12 protein-coding genes, 1 tRNA gene and 1 pseudogene are annotated in these 14,780 nt (G+C 71.3%); 8 read left to right on the forward strand and 6 right to left on the reverse strand.

Features of this window, described 5'->3' with window-relative positions; genetic code table 11:
- Positions 1-168: 168 nt before the first annotated feature.
- Positions 169-975, reverse strand: coding sequence for an alpha/beta hydrolase (locus ACWDD7_RS25345; protein ID WP_450459036.1), 807 nt, complete (start codon positions 973-975; stop codon positions 169-171).
- A 141-nt stretch (positions 976-1,116) separates the two neighbouring features.
- Here ACWDD7_RS25345 and ACWDD7_RS25350 point away from each other — a divergent pair, with 141 nt between their 5' ends.
- The 3 genes from ACWDD7_RS25350 to ACWDD7_RS25360 all read left to right on the forward strand — a co-directional run bounded on the left by ACWDD7_RS25350 (position 1,117) and on the right by ACWDD7_RS25360 (position 4,835).
- Positions 1,117-2,304, forward strand: a complete 1,188-nt coding sequence (locus tag ACWDD7_RS25350; RefSeq protein WP_351868613.1) for a thiolase family protein — start codon at positions 1,117-1,119, stop codon at positions 2,302-2,304.
- Between the two features lie 188 nt (positions 2,305-2,492).
- Entirely contained in the window at positions 2,493-4,001 is a 1,509-nt protein-coding gene (locus ACWDD7_RS25355) for a long-chain-fatty-acid--CoA ligase (RefSeq protein ID WP_450459037.1), read from the forward strand.
- A gap of 54 nt (positions 4,002-4,055) precedes the next feature.
- Complete coding sequence (locus ACWDD7_RS25360; RefSeq protein ID WP_351868607.1) at positions 4,056-4,835, forward strand: sulfite exporter TauE/SafE family protein; 780 nt, start codon at positions 4,056-4,058, stop codon at positions 4,833-4,835.
- On the opposite strand, the gene ACWDD7_RS25365 is transcribed toward ACWDD7_RS25360, so the two are convergent.
- Positions 4,832-5,743 (reverse strand): aldo/keto reductase, encoded by a 912-nt coding sequence (locus ACWDD7_RS25365; RefSeq protein ID WP_450459038.1) that lies wholly within the window; start codon positions 5,741-5,743, stop codon positions 4,832-4,834. The two genes, ACWDD7_RS25360 and ACWDD7_RS25365, sit on opposite strands and share 4 nt — an antisense overlap.
- A 222-nt stretch (positions 5,744-5,965) precedes the next feature.
- Between ACWDD7_RS25365 and ACWDD7_RS25370 the strand changes: the two genes are divergently transcribed.
- Positions 5,966-6,748 (forward strand): cobalt-precorrin-6A reductase, encoded by a 783-nt coding sequence (locus ACWDD7_RS25370; RefSeq protein ID WP_450459039.1) that lies wholly within the window; start codon positions 5,966-5,968, stop codon positions 6,746-6,748.
- Between the two features lie 6 nt (positions 6,749-6,754).
- Here the strand turns inward: ACWDD7_RS25370 and cobF are convergent, their stop codons facing one another.
- Positions 6,755-7,528 (reverse strand): precorrin-6A synthase (deacetylating), encoded by a 774-nt coding sequence (cobF, locus tag ACWDD7_RS25375; protein WP_450459040.1) that lies wholly within the window; start codon positions 7,526-7,528, stop codon positions 6,755-6,757.
- A 137-nt stretch (positions 7,529-7,665) separates the two neighbouring features.
- Positions 7,666-8,172, reverse strand: a complete 507-nt coding sequence (locus tag ACWDD7_RS25380) for a DUF309 domain-containing protein (protein ID WP_351868598.1) — start codon at positions 8,170-8,172, stop codon at positions 7,666-7,668.
- A gap of 106 nt (positions 8,173-8,278) precedes the next feature.
- Between ACWDD7_RS25380 and ACWDD7_RS25385 the strand changes: the two genes are divergently transcribed.
- Positions 8,279-8,352, forward strand: a tRNA-Pro gene (locus ACWDD7_RS25385).
- 99 nt (positions 8,353-8,451) lie between these two features.
- On the opposite strand, the pseudogene ACWDD7_RS25390 reads toward ACWDD7_RS25385, so the two are convergent.
- Positions 8,452-9,234, reverse strand: a pseudogene (locus ACWDD7_RS25390) (tyrosine-type recombinase/integrase); the annotation flags it as partial.
- A 501-nt stretch (positions 9,235-9,735) separates the two neighbouring features.
- Between ACWDD7_RS25390 and ACWDD7_RS25395 the strand changes: the two are divergent.
- Positions 9,736-10,200, forward strand: coding sequence for a GNAT family N-acetyltransferase (locus tag ACWDD7_RS25395; protein WP_450459041.1), 465 nt, complete (start codon positions 9,736-9,738; stop codon positions 10,198-10,200).
- 59 nt (positions 10,201-10,259) lie between these two features.
- Here ACWDD7_RS25395 and ACWDD7_RS25400 read toward each other — a convergent pair whose 3' ends face one another.
- Positions 10,260-11,276, reverse strand: a complete 1,017-nt coding sequence (locus ACWDD7_RS25400; protein ID WP_450459042.1) for a hypothetical protein — start codon at positions 11,274-11,276, stop codon at positions 10,260-10,262.
- 594 nt (positions 11,277-11,870) lie between these two features.
- On the opposite strand from ACWDD7_RS25400, the gene ACWDD7_RS25405 reads away from it, so the two are divergent.
- Both ACWDD7_RS25405 and ACWDD7_RS25410 read left to right on the forward strand, forming a co-directional pair.
- Positions 11,871-13,829: a RiPP maturation radical SAM C-methyltransferase gene (locus ACWDD7_RS25405; protein WP_450459043.1), complete on the forward strand. Its 1,959-nt coding sequence runs from the start codon at positions 11,871-11,873 to the stop codon at positions 13,827-13,829.
- Positions 13,826-14,770, forward strand: a complete 945-nt coding sequence (locus ACWDD7_RS25410; protein ID WP_392215717.1) for a TauD/TfdA family dioxygenase — start codon at positions 13,826-13,828, stop codon at positions 14,768-14,770. The genes ACWDD7_RS25405 and ACWDD7_RS25410 overlap by 4 nt, the downstream gene beginning before the upstream one ends.
- Positions 14,771-14,780: the final 10 nt, after the last annotated feature.

Genomic DNA, 14,780 nt, shown 5'->3' on the forward strand with positions numbered 1-14,780 from the left:
CGTACGCCTCGCGGCGGCGTCGTAGGGCTTTCAACGGCTTCCGTACGACCCTCATCGGGTCCGTGCGGTCGTCATCGGCTCCATACGGCCGCCCTCGGTTCGTACGACCTCGGCGGATCTCGTCCGAAAAGGCGGGTGCCCCGCGTCGGGGGAGGCAAACGGCCCTGCTCAGCGGGGCAGCACCCGGTCCAGGAAGCGCGTCACCTCCGCGAACGCCTCGTCCTTCACCGTCTCGTGGAACACCTCGTGCCGCGCCCCGGGGAAGATCCGCTCGGTGAGGTCGCCGCCGAGCCGCTCGACGCCCGGCCGGCTGCCGGCCAACGGCACCAGCCGGTCGTCGTCCCCGTGCAGCCACAGCACGGGCAGATCCCCCACGTCGCCGCCCTCGGCGACGGCGTCCAGGGTCCGCGCGAACGCCTTGAGCGTGGCCCGCTTCATCGGGCCGTGCCACACCAGCGGATCGGCGGCGTACGCGGCGCCCACCGCGGGATCGCGGGAGAGCGCGGACGGGCTGATCGGGGTGTCCGGGATCTCCGGCAGGGCCAGCAGCCGGCCCGGCAGCTCCCAGGCGCCGATCACCGGCCCGGAAAGGATCAGCGCGCCGAGTTCCGGGCGGTGGAGCTGGGCGTAGCGGGCCGCGATCAGCCCGCCCATGGAGTGGCCGGCCAGGACCAGCGGCAGCCCCGGGTGCGCGGCGCGGGCGAGATCGGCCGCGGAGCGCACATCGGCGACCACGTCCTCGAAGTCCTCGATCAGCACCCGCTCGCCCGCCGACCGGCCGTGACCCATATGGTCGGGCGCGTACACGGCGGCCCCGTGCCCGGTGAGCACGGCGGCGAGCCCGTCGTACCGGCCCGCGTGCTCGCCGTACCCGTGCACCAGCAGGGCGAGGAAGCGGGGCGCGGGATGGGGCCACTCGCGGACGGCGATGTCGCCGCGGGTGCCGTCGAGGACGTGCGTGCGAACGTGGGGCATCTCTCCTCCAACTGCCTCGGTACGGTCCCGGAGGATCTTCCCAGGGGGCCGCCCCGGGGTCTATAGTCGAAAACTAGCAGTGCTAATTAACTGCTGTCCCGGTCCGCTGATCCACACCGTCGTAGGTCAGGAGTCGAAGCCGTGCGTCCCGTCCACTTCGCGGCTGCCCGCCGCACCCCCATCGGCAAGCTGCGTGGCGCCCTCTCGTCCGTCCGGCCCGACGACCTCGCGGCGGCCGTGATCCGCCGACTGGTCGCCGAGGTGCCCACGCTCGACCCCGCCAGGATCGACGACGTCTACTGGGGCGCCGCCAACCAGGCGGGCGAGGACAACCGCAACGTCGCCCGGATGGCCGCCCTGCTCGCCGGACTGCCCGAGTCCGTGCCCGGCGCCACCGTCAACCGGCTGTGCGCCTCCGGCCTCGAAGCCGTCACCACCGCTGCCCGTGCCATCGCCTCGGGCGAGGCCGACATCGTGATCGCCGGCGGCTCCGAGTCCATGAGCCGGGCCCCCTTCGTGCTGCCCCGCCCCGACGAGGCCCTGCCGCACCGCATGGAGACCTTCGACACCCGGCTGGGCTGGCGCCTGACCAACCCCGCGATGAAGGACCTGCACGGAGTGCTCGCCATGGGCGAGACCGCCGAGGAGGTCGCCACGCGCCACGGCATCACCCGCGAGCGGCAGGACGAGTTCGCGCTGCGCAGCCACCAGCTCGCCGCCGCCGCCCGCAAGGACGGCGTCTTCGACGACGAGATCCTTCCCATCGAGCGCCCCGACGGCATCGTGGTCCGGCAGGACGAGTGCATCCGCGAGGACACCTCGCTGGAGAAGCTGGCCCGCCTCAAGCCGGTCTACCGCGCGGGCGGCACGGTCACCGCGGGCAACACCTCGCCGATGAACGACGGCGCCGCGGGGCTGCTGCTGGTCAGCGAGGAGGCGCTCGGCGAACTGGGCCTGGAGTCCCTCGGCCGGTATGTCGCCGGTGCCTCCGCGGGCGTCCACCCCGACGTCATGGGCATCGGGCCGGTGCCCGCCACCCGCAAGGCGCTCGCGCGGGCCGGCTGGGAGATCGGCGACCTCCAGGAGGCCGAGTTCAACGAGGCGTTCGCCGCACAGGTCCTCGCCTGCGTCGACCAGCTCGGCATCGACCCCGGCCTGGTCAACCCCACCGGCGGCGCCCTCGCCCTCGGTCACCCTCTCGGCTCCTCGGGCGCCCGCATCCTCACCACCCTGCTGCACCGCATGCGCCGCACGGGCGCCGAGCGCGGGCTCGCCACCATGTGCGTGGGCGTGGGCCAGGGCAGCGCGGTGCTGGTCGAGAGGCACTAGCAACCATCCGACGAGGGATTCCCCCGGAGACCGATCTCCGGGGATCGATCTCCAGGGACCGTTCCCCGGGAACGATTTCCCGGGGAACGGTCTCCGAAGGACCGGCCTCTGAGGGAAAGACCCCCGAGGGAACGACAGTACGACCGGTTCGCACCCCGAGCCGCAGCAAGGAAACGGAGCCGCACTCCATGGCAACCCTGTCCGTCGCCGCCATCCTGGCCGAGAACGCCAGGCGCCGGCCCGCCCGCACCGCACTCGTGGAAGGAGAACGGCGGCTGAGCTTCGGCGAGGCATGGCAGGCCGCCCTGGCCCAGGCGGGCGCGCTCACCGGCCTCGGCGTACGACCGGGCGACCGGGTCGCCCTCATGGCTCCGAACACCACGGAGTTCCCCCTCGCCTACTACGCCGTCGCCGCGGCCGGCGGTGTCGTCGTCCCCGTCCATCTGCTGCTGTCCGCGGGCGAGATCGAGCATGTGCTCAGGGACAGCGGCGCCACGCTGCTCCTCGTCCACCCCGCGCAGGCCGAGACCGGACGGGCCGCCGCCGACGCGCTCGGCGTCCCCGTGGTCACCCTGGGCGGGGAGTTCGACCGGCTCGCCGCCGAGGCCGAGCCGCTGCCGACGTACGCCACCCGGTCCGCCGACGATCCGGCCGTGATCCTCTACACCAGCGGCACCACCGGCGTCCCCAAGGGCGCCGTGCTCAGCCACTTCAACCTGGTGATGAACGCGACCGTCTGCGCCTTCGACGCCAACGACGTCCGCCCCGACGACGTCGCCCTCGGCGCGTTGCCCCTCTTCCACGCCTTCGGGCAGACCGTCTCGCTCAACTCCACCTGGCGGGCGGGCGCCACGCTGGTGCTGCTGCCCCGCTTCGACGCGGCCCGCGCGATCGAGCTGATGGTGAAGGAGGGCGTCAACACCTTCCACGGCGTGCCCACCATGTTCGTCGCCCTCGCGGCGGCCGCGGCGGACGCCGATGTGCTGCCCGAACTGCGCGTGTGCATCTCCGGCGGGGCCTCGCTGCCGGTCGCCGTGCTGGAGCGGTTCGAGGCCGCGTTCGGCGCCCGGGTCTACGAGGGGTACGGGCTGTCGGAGACCTCCCCGACGGCCACCGTCAACCAGCCGGCCTTCGGCACCAGGGCCGGCACCATCGGGCACCCGCTGTGGGGCGTCGACGCGGAGATCGCGCGCGCCGAGGTGGAGGACCGTGTCGAACTGCTGCCGCCCGGCGAGCTGGGCGAGGTCGTCATCCGCGGCCACAACGTGTTCTCCGGCTACCTCGGCCGCCCGGAGGCCACCGCCGAGGCCCTGGTCGACGGCTGGTTCCGCACCGGCGACCTCGGCACCAAGGACGAGCAGGGCTTCCTCAGGATCGTCGACCGCAAGAAGGACGTCATCATCCGCGGTGGCTACAACGTCTATCCGCGCGAGGTCGAGGAGATCCTGGTACGGCACCCCGCCATCACCCAGGTCGCCGTCATCGGCCTGCCCGACGAGCTGCACGGTGAGGAGGTCTGCGCGATCGTCGTAGCCGCCGAGGGCGGTGCCCCCGAGGCCGCCGAGCTGATCGAGTGGTCCAAGGAGCACCTCGGCCGCCACAAGTACCCGCGGCGCGTGGAGTTCGCCGCGGAACTGCCGCTCGGGCCGAGCATGAAGGTCCTCAAGCGGGAGCTGCGGGCGCGGTACACGGGCTGACGGCCGGGGGTTCGTTCGCGGAGCCGATGCCCGCGCCCTAGCATCGGTCTCCGCATGAACATGATGACGCTCTGGCACATGACCGGCTGGGAGTTCGCCGCTCTCGCCCTCGCGGCCCTGCTCGTGGGCTTCTCCAAGACCGCGGTGAGCGGCGCCAACACGGTCAGCCTCGCCGTCTTCGCGGCGGTCCTGCCCGCCCGCGCCTCCACCGGCGTCCTGCTGCCCATCCTGATCGCCGGCGATGTGCTCGCCGTCCTCACCTACCGGCGGCACGCCCACTGGCCCACCCTGTGGCGGCTGTTCCCGGCGGTCGCGGCCGGCGTGGTGGCCGGCACGCTGTTCCTGATGTGGGCCGACGACGGGATCGTACGGACCTCCATCGGCGCGATCCTGCTGCTGATGACCGGTGTCACCCTGTGGCGCCGGCACCGCGAGAAGGAGGGCGCGGACGACGCGCCGGACGCGGTGACGACCCCCTCGGGCCGCCTGAGGGCCCGTTCCTACGGCGTGCTCGGCGGCTTCACCACGATGGTCGCCAACGCGGGCGGCCCGGTGATGTCCCTGTATCTCCTCTCCGCGGGCTTCCGCAAACTGGGCTTCCTCGGCACCTCCGCCTTCTTCTTCCTCATCGTCAACGTCTCCAAGCTCCCCTTCAGCGCCGCCCTCGGCCTGATCGGCACCCGCTCCCTCCTCCTCGACGCCGCCCTCGTGCTCTTCGTCGTCCCGGGCGCGTTCCTCGGCCGCTGGGCCGTACCCCGCATCAACCAGCGGCTGTTCGAACGGCTGGTGATCGCGGCGACGGTGGTGGGCGGTCTGCAACTCCTGCTGGGCTAGCTCCCCGCGGCGTCCTCGGCCGGCGTGTCGAGGAGGGCCAGTTCCTCCGCGGACAGCCGCAGGGCCCCGGCCGCGATGTTCTCCGCGAGGTGGGCCGGGTCGCGGGTGCCGGGGATGGCCGGCACATGCGGCCCGCGACGGAGGGTCCAGGCGAGCCGTACCTGGGCCGGCGTCGCCCCATGGGCGCGGGCGACGGAGCGGACGCGGGCGTCGTGCCGCCGGTCCGCGGACGCCTCACGCCGCAGGCCGGAGATGGCGAAGAACGGGACGAAGGCGATGCCCAGTTCCGGGCACAGGTCCACCAGCCCGGTCTCGTCGGCGCGGCGCCAGTCCAGCGCGTAGGAGTTCTGCACGCAGACCACGGGCGCGATCGCCAGGGCCTCGGTCACGTGCTCGGGGCGGACGTTCGAGAGTCCGAGGTGCCGGATCAGGCCCGCCCGGCGCAGCTCGGCCAGGGCGCCGAAGTGCTCGGCGACCGAGGCCGTGTCGGGTCCGTTGCGGCGCAGGTTCACCACGTCCAGGTGGTCCCGGCCGAGCTGGCGCAGGTTCTCCTCGACCTGGCCGCGCAGCTGGTCGGGGCGGGCCATGGTGAGCCACTCACCGGAGGGCTCGCGCCCCGGTCCGACCTTGGTCGCCACGACCACGTCGCCGCGCCAGGCGGACAGCGCGCGGTTGACGAGCTCGTTCGCGGACCGCAGGGGCGAGAAGTAGAAGGCGGCCGTGTCGATGTGGTCGACCCCCTGCTCGAACGCGCTGTGCAGCAGGCCGACGGCGGCGGCGCGGTCGATCGGCGTGCCGTCGGAGTTCCCCCGCATGCCGTTGCCCGTCAGCCGCATCGCGCCGTAGCCGACACGGTTCACCTCCAGGTCCCCGAGCCGCCAAGTACCTTCCGCCGCCGCTGTGTTCACCGTTCTCCTCCGGCCGCGGGTTCGTCGCAGACCCTGGAGTATGAGGCGGGTACGGCGTGCCGCGGCAGGGTGTCCGGCCGGGCGGGATGTCACATCCGCGGCGGGAACCATCCCCGGTCGCCCAGCCGTTGACTCTCCTGAGAAGGCGCCCGCTCGCTCTGCCGGGAGGACACCGCCGGGGACGCGTTCCTCCGCCCCGCCGCCTGTCGTACGCTCACCTCCATGCCTTCTCCCTCCCCACGGCCCCCGCGACGGCATGTCCTCGTCCTCGGCGGCACGGCCGAGGCGCGCCGCCTCGCCGCCGGTCTGGCCGCGCACCCCTCGGGCGTCCGGGTGACCACCTCGCTGGCCGGCCGCACCTCCCGGCCGGAGGCGGTGGCGGGGGAGCTGCGGATCGGTGGCTTCGGGGGAGCGGAGGGGCTGGCGGAGTGGCTGCGGGCGCACCAGGTGGACGCGCTGGTCGACGCCACCCACCCGTTCGCCGAGTCGATCACCGCGCACGCGGCGCGCGCGGCGGCGGCCACCGGGGTACCGGCGGTCGTGCTGCGCCGCCCCGGCTGGCGGTCGCTCCCCGGCGACCACTGGCACGACGTCCCGTCCCTGGCCGCGGCCGCCGAGGCGCTGCCCGGCCTGGGCGAGCGGGTGTTCCTGACCACCGGGCGCCTGGGCCTTGCCGCCTTCGCGCACCTGACGGACCGGTACTTCCTGGTGCGGTCGGTGGAACGGCCGGACCCGCCACTGCCCCCGCACACCGGGATCGTCCTCGCGCGTGGCCCGTTCACCGTCGCCGGCGAACGCGAGCTGCTGCGGGCGCACCGCATCGACGTCCTGGTCACCAAGGACAGCGGGGGCGAGGCCACGACGGCGAAACTCACGGCGGCGCGGGAACTCGGGCTGCCCGTGGTCGTCGTACGGCGGCCGGCGCTGCCCGCGGGGGTGACGGCCGTACCCGACGTGGACGCCGTACTGCGTCGGCTGGCCCTCACTCCGGAGGTAGCCGGCTGAACCGGGCTACCGCTCGCCGGGATTCCTCCGCAGCAGATACGTGTCCATGATCCACCCCTTGCGCTCCCGGGCCTCCGCTCGCACCCGCTCGATCTCCGGCGCGGCCTCGGCGAGCGGCCCGGAGACGAGGATCTCGTCCGGAGTGCCTATGTAGGCGCCCCAGTAGATGTCCATGTCCTCGTCCGCGTAGCGCCGGAAGGCCTGGTGGGCGTCGAGCATCACGACCACGTCGTCCACCCCCTCCGGGAAGCCCTCGGCGAGCCGCCGCCCGGTGGTGATCTGCACGGGGCGGGCGACCCGGTTCAGGCCGGTGCGATGGCGGGCGACCAGCGCGGAGACACTGCTGACCCCGGGCACCACGTCGTACTCGAACGCGACCTCGCCCCGCGCCAGCACCTCGTCCAGGATGCCGAGCGTGCTGTCGTACAGCGCCGGATCGCCCCACACCAGGAACGCGCCGGTCTCGTCGTCGCCCATCTCCTCGGCGATCATCCGCGCATAGATACCGGCGCGGGCGCTGCGCCAGTCCCCGACGGCGGGCGAGTACGCCGAACCGCCCGCCTTGCGGTCCCGCTCCGGATCCCGGGCCTCGACCACCCGGTACGACCCGTCGGGCAGGTGCGCGTCCAATATGTCCCGGCGCAGCTGTGTGAGATCGCTCTTCGCCTCGCCCTTGTCGAGCAGGAAGAACACGTCCGTGCCGCGCAGCATCCTGACCGCCTGGAGCGTCAGCTGCTCGGGGTCGCCCGCGCCGATACCGATGACATGAATCTTTCGCACGCCACCGAGTCTGCCGCATGCCACTGACAACGGGTCCACCGCCTCCGCACGGACAGCGACAGCAGGGGGTTCGCGTAGGCGTGGGGTGGGTGGTACGGGGATCGAGCACGGGGGCGGCGGCGCCACGGACGCGCGCGTCAGGGCCCGAGTCGGGGTGACTCGGTCGCGGCGTCAACAGGGCCGCTCCCGGCCTCCACCCGCCCGGCCAGCTCCCGCGCCCACCGGACGACACCGGCGAGATCCATCCCGTACGGGCGGTCCTCGCCCCTCTCCCGTTCCCAGCCCTCGACCGCGCCCGCGCCGCGGCGCAGCAGCCGTGCCCCGCCGACCGCGTTCCCCCGGGCCGCGTGGGTGAGACCCACCGACAACTGCGCCAGCCCCCGCCACAGGGCGCGCTCGTCCTCGGGCCCCGACTTCCAGGCGTCCTCGAACACCTCGTGGGCGTGGAACGGCCGGCCCGCGTCCAGCAATGACTGAGCCTCGGCGACCGTCTCCTCAGGCGTTCGTACGACGCCCTCCGGCTGCCGCGGCACGCCCTCCGCGCCGTACGGCAACGGCCGTCCGAGCCCGTCCCGCGGCCGCGCGCTCCGCGCCCGCCCCTCCGCGTCCCGGTCCCGTCCCCCCACTCCGCCCGCACTCGTCATACCGCCGATTCTCCCCCGCCCCGCCCCGAGCCCTTTTCTGCGCACCCCCGTACATGCGGTAAAGTTCTCTTCGCGCGATCACGCGGTTCACCGCGAGTCAGCGCAACGGGACGTGGCGCAGCTTGGTAGCGCACTTGACTGGGGGTCAAGGGGTCGCAGGTTCAAATCCTGTCGTCCCGACTGGAGACAGTCGCAGGTCAGGGCCGGTTTCGGAGGCATCCGAAACCGGCCCTTGATCATTCTTGGGGACCAGATGGGGACCGGCGCCCTTGACCGAGGTCAGCGGGTCACGACGATCGGGCTCGGCAGTGAGCGTGGTGCGCGCAGCACGCTCAGGTGTGCGGAGAGCGCCGCCCCGGCCGCCGTGATCTTGTGTACGTCGGGGTGCAGGTATCGCTGAGTGGTGGTCAGGGAGCCGTGGCCGGCGATCCTGCGGAGGACGTGTACCTGGACTCCGGCGTCGGCGAACCAGGTCAGTCCGGTGTGCCGGAGGTCGTGTCGGCGCAGATGCTCATAGCCGAGCTTGGTGACCACGTTGTCCCAGTGTGTGGCGTCGCGCAGGACGGCGGTGGAGATGCGTCCGCCGTGCGGGCCGGTGAACAGGCGGGCATCGGGATTCGGGCCGGCGGACAGGATGCGCTGGGCGACGAGGGGGCGGATCTCCTCGACGATGGGAACCTTGCGGGCCCGCTTGCCCTTGGTCCCCTTGTCGGTCAGCCCGCCGGGCGCGGGTGTGGTCTGGCGCCGCACGGTCCAGATCCACTGGTTGGTGTCGATGTCCCCGACACGGCAGCCTGAGACCTCGCCGATCCGTGCGGCAGTGCATGCGGCGAAGATGACCACGTCTCCCCAGCCGCGGTACTGGTCGTGGGAGGCGGCAACGAGCGCGTCGGCCAGCGCAATGAGGGTCTCCCAGTTGGGCAGGGCCAGCGCCCGCGGGTCGAGGAGTTCGTCCTCGGCCTGCTTGTAGAGCTTCTGCCAGCCGGTCACCCGGGCGGGGTTGACCTTGATGATGCCGTCGCGGACTGCCTGCTCCATGACGCGGACCAGGACGGCGATGGTGTACCCGCTCCCTGCCCGAACCCACCGCCCACTCTCCCGCCCTGGCCGTCACCGCTTTCGGCGCGCTCGCCTCGCTGGGACTGCAGCGCGCGCGGGTCCGCGCCTACACCCTGAGCGCGAATCAGCTCAGTTCCCGCGGCGAGGCCCACCAGCAGCTCCTGTTCGATCCCGCCGACGAGCGCGCGCGGGCAGCAGAAGCCGCGGCAGACCGCGCCCGTCACAGTTTCGGAGAAGACGCTGTCCGCCCAGCCGCCCTGGCCAACTGCTCCGTCCCGTACCCTGCTCGGCGTCCCGGAGGCAGGCCGCCGGGCGTGGTTCCGCCGCCCACGGGAGAAGGGGACAATCGCCGCGAGACGGAAAGCCGTTGATCTGACGCTGGAGGGCGCGTTGGGCGGCAGGACGAACGGCAGCTCCCAGGAGGAAGGAGAGGACATCCCAACGTCACCGGGTCAGGTCCCCACCGCCCCCAACGACCCGGCCTCGTCACGCCGGACGCCATCCGTGACAGCCGCGCCCTACGACCACCCGGACGCCCGGCGCCTGACCCAGGCCCTCCATATCGAGCAGCTCGGCCTGTACGGCTTCGCCGACGACCCGGACACCACCCCCGAGGCAGACTTCGATCCGCCCGCCGGCCTCTTTCTCATCGCCCACGTCGGCGAAAAGGCGGTCGGGTGCGGAGGCGTACGCCTGCTTGACGAGCACACTGCGGAGATCAAGCGGATGTACGTCTCCGGTGACGCCCGCGGCCACGGAATCGGTCGGCACCTCCTCGTACACCTCGAACAACACGCCGCCAGCCGCGGGGCCACCCGCATCATGCTGGAGACCGGACGGCGCAACACCGCCGCCCTGGCCCTCTACCACCGCACCGGTTACCTGCCCTGCCCCTCCTACGTCGCCGGACGCGACCCGCGAATCAACCGGGCCATGACCAAGGCCCTCAGCAGCGGCTCACCGCGATAGCCGGAGGACCGCCCCGCCCGGCGTCGGCCTCCGCCTGAGCGCGGATCAGTTCATCGTCGTCAGGCACGCTGTCCGCCCGTCATGAGCAGGGACTGCGTCTCGTCGGGAACGCGGCCGGGCCACTGGAAGACAAGCCGTGCGGAGGGTTTGTCGAGTACGTCCCCTGCCGGCAGCTGCTCATCCGGGGTGCCGGCGGGGTGGACGGTCATCGGTGGGTACCCGCTCTCGCGCACTTCCTGGTCCCAGGCGCGCACGCAGTCGGCGAAGCGCTGCGCCAGTTCGTCGGCTGCCGGGCCGTAGGCGTGGATGAAGAACTCGGTGAGACGGTCGGCCGGGTCCGGGGCGTCCTTGACCTTGCGGTAGGTCAGGTAGGCGAGGGAGCCACCCGCCAACAGCGCGGCCGCGTCTTGCTGCGCCACCAGCGCGGATCCTTCTCTGGCGGTCAGGCGGCAGAAGCCGGGCAGGGTGGTCGCGGCGTAGGTCTGCAGGGTCTCGAAATTGAAGGTGCCTCGCACCACCAGGCCGGTGGTGAGTTCGTGCCGGGGCCCGTGCAGCGCCTCCTGGAGCCCGGTGATGTCACCGGGCTCCCCGTCTTCCCATCGCACGGTGACCTCGCCGTCGGTCAGGCGAACGGTGGGAGTGGTGCGGGCGGCGGCGCCGCGGTCCCGTACGAATCCGCAGTACGTCCAGTGCTCGCAGTGCAGCACGTCGCCGCGCCGGACCAGGGTGAGAGAGCGGGTGTAGCCGCCCATCTCCAGCGGCACCACCAGCCGCGCTCCGTCACGGAGTTGCTCGCGCCAGGCCGGGGCGATGTCCGACGCGTTGTGTGTGATCACCACCCCGTCGAAGCCGCGGGCGGGGACGTGTCCCGGCGCGCCAAGACCGCCGTCGCCGAGGATGGCGGTGACCCGACCGCTGCCGGCCTCCGCGCACAGCCGCCGTGTGCGGTGCACCACGTACGGGTCGATGTCCACCGTGACGACCCGGCCGGTCGGTCCGACGACGTGGGCGAGCAGCTCGGCGTTGTATCCGCCGGAGCCGAGAAGCCGACGGGTTCCCGGAATCTCAAAGGGCAACTCGCCGGAACCCAAGGGGCACCCAGTCAATTACCGCCTCAGGCGTGCGGGTTCGCTGCTGGATCACGGGACCGTGACGGCACAAGTCGGGACTCGCAGAGACTGCCCGTGCCACGTTGACCATCGCCGTGCCGGTTGAGCCCCTCAGGACAGAGAAGTCGGACCCTTTGGCCAACGCGCACCACGGGATCGTGGGCTTTGTCGACGTACACGGCCCGCACGAGGCCCCTCGCCCCGACGGTCGACTACCGAGGCCCTGCCACCCCCTACTTCAAGGGGCCCGCTTCCGTAGCATTCGTCCACTGGACGCGGTGACGAGGCGTACGTCCAGCGGTCCAGCCTCCCGTCCGATGACGCAAGTGTTTGCTGCACTTGGCTGGATCATCCCTCTGCCCCGTCCACGTGGTCCCGCGTGAGGACCGGCCGCCACGTCGGCGAAGTCTTCGACGAACACACGTCGGACCACGGCGAACGCACCTGCGTGGCAGCAGGAAAGGATACCGTCCATCCGGACCTCACCCCGTGCCCGTCGGAATCCCCGTTGGCCTGAACATCTCTGCCGACTAAAGCCATGGCGCACTAGACTCAAAACGAATGACCACGGGGAGGCCGCAGTTGTTGCGTGTCGCTTTAGTGAACATGCCATTCGCCGACTGGAATCGTCCGTCATTCGCCCTGGGACAGTTATCGACTCTCGTTCACCGGGAGTTCGACGACCGGGCGCGAGCGCACGTGTGCTACCTCAACCAGGACATGGCCGAGTTTTTCGGGACACGTCTGTACGAGGCCCTCTCTGTGAGTCACGATCATGTGGACACAGGGATCGGGGACTGGCTGTTCCGGCACATCGCCTTTCCCGGCCAGGCCGACACTGCCACCGAGTACTTTCAGCGCTACTACCGGGGTGCCCGGTGGGCCGACTTCCGTGAGCAGATCCTGTCAGCGCGGGACGGACTGTGGGAGTTCTGCGAGGAACTGATCGACCGCTACCGGCTTGACGAGGCCGACATCGTAGGGTTCAGCTCGATGTTCGCCCAGCATGTGCCGAGTATCGCCCTGGCGCGGCTGATCAAGGAGCGCAGCCCGCAGACGCTCGTCGTGCTCGGTGGGGCGAACTGCGAGGCGCCCATGGGCTCGGTGGTCGCCGAGCATGTGCCGGCCGTCGACTTCGTCTTCTCCGGGCCCGCGCTGAACACCTTCGGCGAGTTCCTGCGGTGTGTCCTAGACGAGGATCTGGAGCGCGCCGATGCCGTTCCGGGAATCCTTTCCGAGCGGAACTGCCGAGACCCGCGCTTCCGCAAGGCCATCGGTGCAGAACGCGATATCGACGACTTCTTCCTGCCCGACTATGACAGTTTCTTCGAGGCGCTGGAGGAACATCCGGAACTGCGGCGCACGGGTACCAGCAAACCCATGCTGTTCTTCGAGACGTCCCGCGGCTGCTGGTGGGGACAGCGTTCCCACTGCACCTTCTGTGGGCTGAACGGCGAAAGCATGGCCTATCGGGCCATGGCTCCGGACCTGGCAGTCCAGCAGTTCGAGTGGCTATTCGGCTTCGCGCCCACCTACACCTCGCTCTTCTGCACGGACAATGTCATGCCACGCAATTACTCGCGTGAGGTCTTCCCTCGACTCGACCCGCCGCCGGGGGCCGAGATCTTCTACGAGGTCAAGCTCCCACTGAGCCGTCAGGACCTGCGCGCCATGACGGACGCGGGGGTCACCGTCGTCCAGCCCGGCATCGAGGCGCTGTCCTCCTCGACGCTCAAACTGATGGGCAAGGGCACGACCGCGTTCCAGAACCTGCAGTTCCTCAAGAACTGTGAGGAGTTCGGGATCAAGCCCGAGTGGAACCTGCTGATCGGCTTCCCCGGCGAGGACCCGACGGTCTACCGCAAGTACGCCGAGGAACTGCGCGACTTCGTCCACCTGGTGCCGCCGCACGGCGTGTACATGGTGCGCTTCGACCGCTTCAGTCCCTACTTCAAGCGGAGCGACGAGTACGGGCTCTTCCTGAAGCCAGTGGACTATTACTCCCTCACGTATCCCTTCGACGAGTCAGCGCTGGCCGATCTCGCCTACTTCTTCGCCGACCAGAACCTGGCGCCGTACATGCTCAACGCGGTCGAGTGGCACGACGAGTTGAGCGGGCTGGTCACCCAGTGGCGTGCAGCCTGGTACGGGGAGGACGGAGCGGCCCCTCGCGAGCTGCGGCTGGTCGCCGATGATGACGGCCGACTCACGGTCCGTGACTCCCGTTCCGGGGCTCTCCGGACGCACCCCGTTGACTCGGTGACCGGCCGGCTGCTGCGTCGGCTGTCCTCGCCGGCCAAGCCCGAGCAGCTGGCCCGGGATTGGCCGGAGGGGCCGGACGATCTGCGGCAACGCCTGGACACGCTGACCGAACAGCGGTTCCTCTTCGCGGAGAACGGCCGGGTGATGAGCCTGGTGCTGACCGGAGCGGACGGTGAGATCGAGGAACCCGCGCGGGAGGAGCGCGCCACGGTCGGTGCCCGGCTGCTGCTGCCGCTGTTGTCGGAGGCACCTCGATGACGGTCGAGACCACCCCGATGCTCCCGCTGGTCGTCGAGGGGCACGGCGAGTCGGCCGTCGAACGGCTGCGCGCCCGGCGGGAGGAACTCCGGGCCGCGCTGCGCGAACGCGGTGCGCTGCTGCTGCGCGGCTTCGACGTCGGGGGAGCCGATGGCTTCGCGGACATCGTCCGCGCGCTCTCCGGCGAGCCGCTGCCGTACACCGAGCGTTCCTCCCCCCGGAGCGTGATCAAGGGGAACGTCTACACATCCACCGACTACCCGCCCGGTGAAGAGATCTTCCTGCACAACGAGAACTCGTACCAGGCGAGTTGGCCGCTGACCCTGTACTTCCACTGTGTGCGCCCGCCGCTGACCCGGGGCGCCACGCCGCTGGCCGACACCCGGCGGGTGCTGGCCGCCGTCGACGACGAGGTGCGCCGAGAGTTCGACCGGCGCGGCTGGACGGTCGTACGCAACTACGGCGACCTGGTCGGCCTGCCGTGGCAGGAGGCGTTCGCCACCGAGGACCGCGCGGAGGTCGAGCGGTACTGCCGGGAGCGGGACATCGAGGCACAGTGGCTGGCCGGCGGCGGGCTGCGCACCCGGGCGGTACGGGAGGTCGTGCACCGGCATCCGGTGACCGGCGAGCCGGTGTGGTTCAACCACGCGACGGTCTTCCACGTCACGACGCTGCCGGAGTCAGTCCGGCTGGGGCTGCTGGAGATGCTGGGCGAGGAGAATCTCCCCAGCCAGACCTACTACGGCGACGGCGGACCGATCCCGGACGCCGTCATGGACCATCTCCGGGCCTGCTACCGGGCCGCGGCAACCCGTTTCGACTACCGTGCGGACGACGTCCTGGTGATCGACAACATGCTGGTCTCGCACGGCCGCGAGCCGTTCACGGGGCCCCGCCGGATCGCGGTCGCCATGGCGGAGCCGTACACCCCTGAACGCTAGCCCCAGGACG

The organism is Streptomyces sp. NPDC001056, assembly GCF_053598955.1.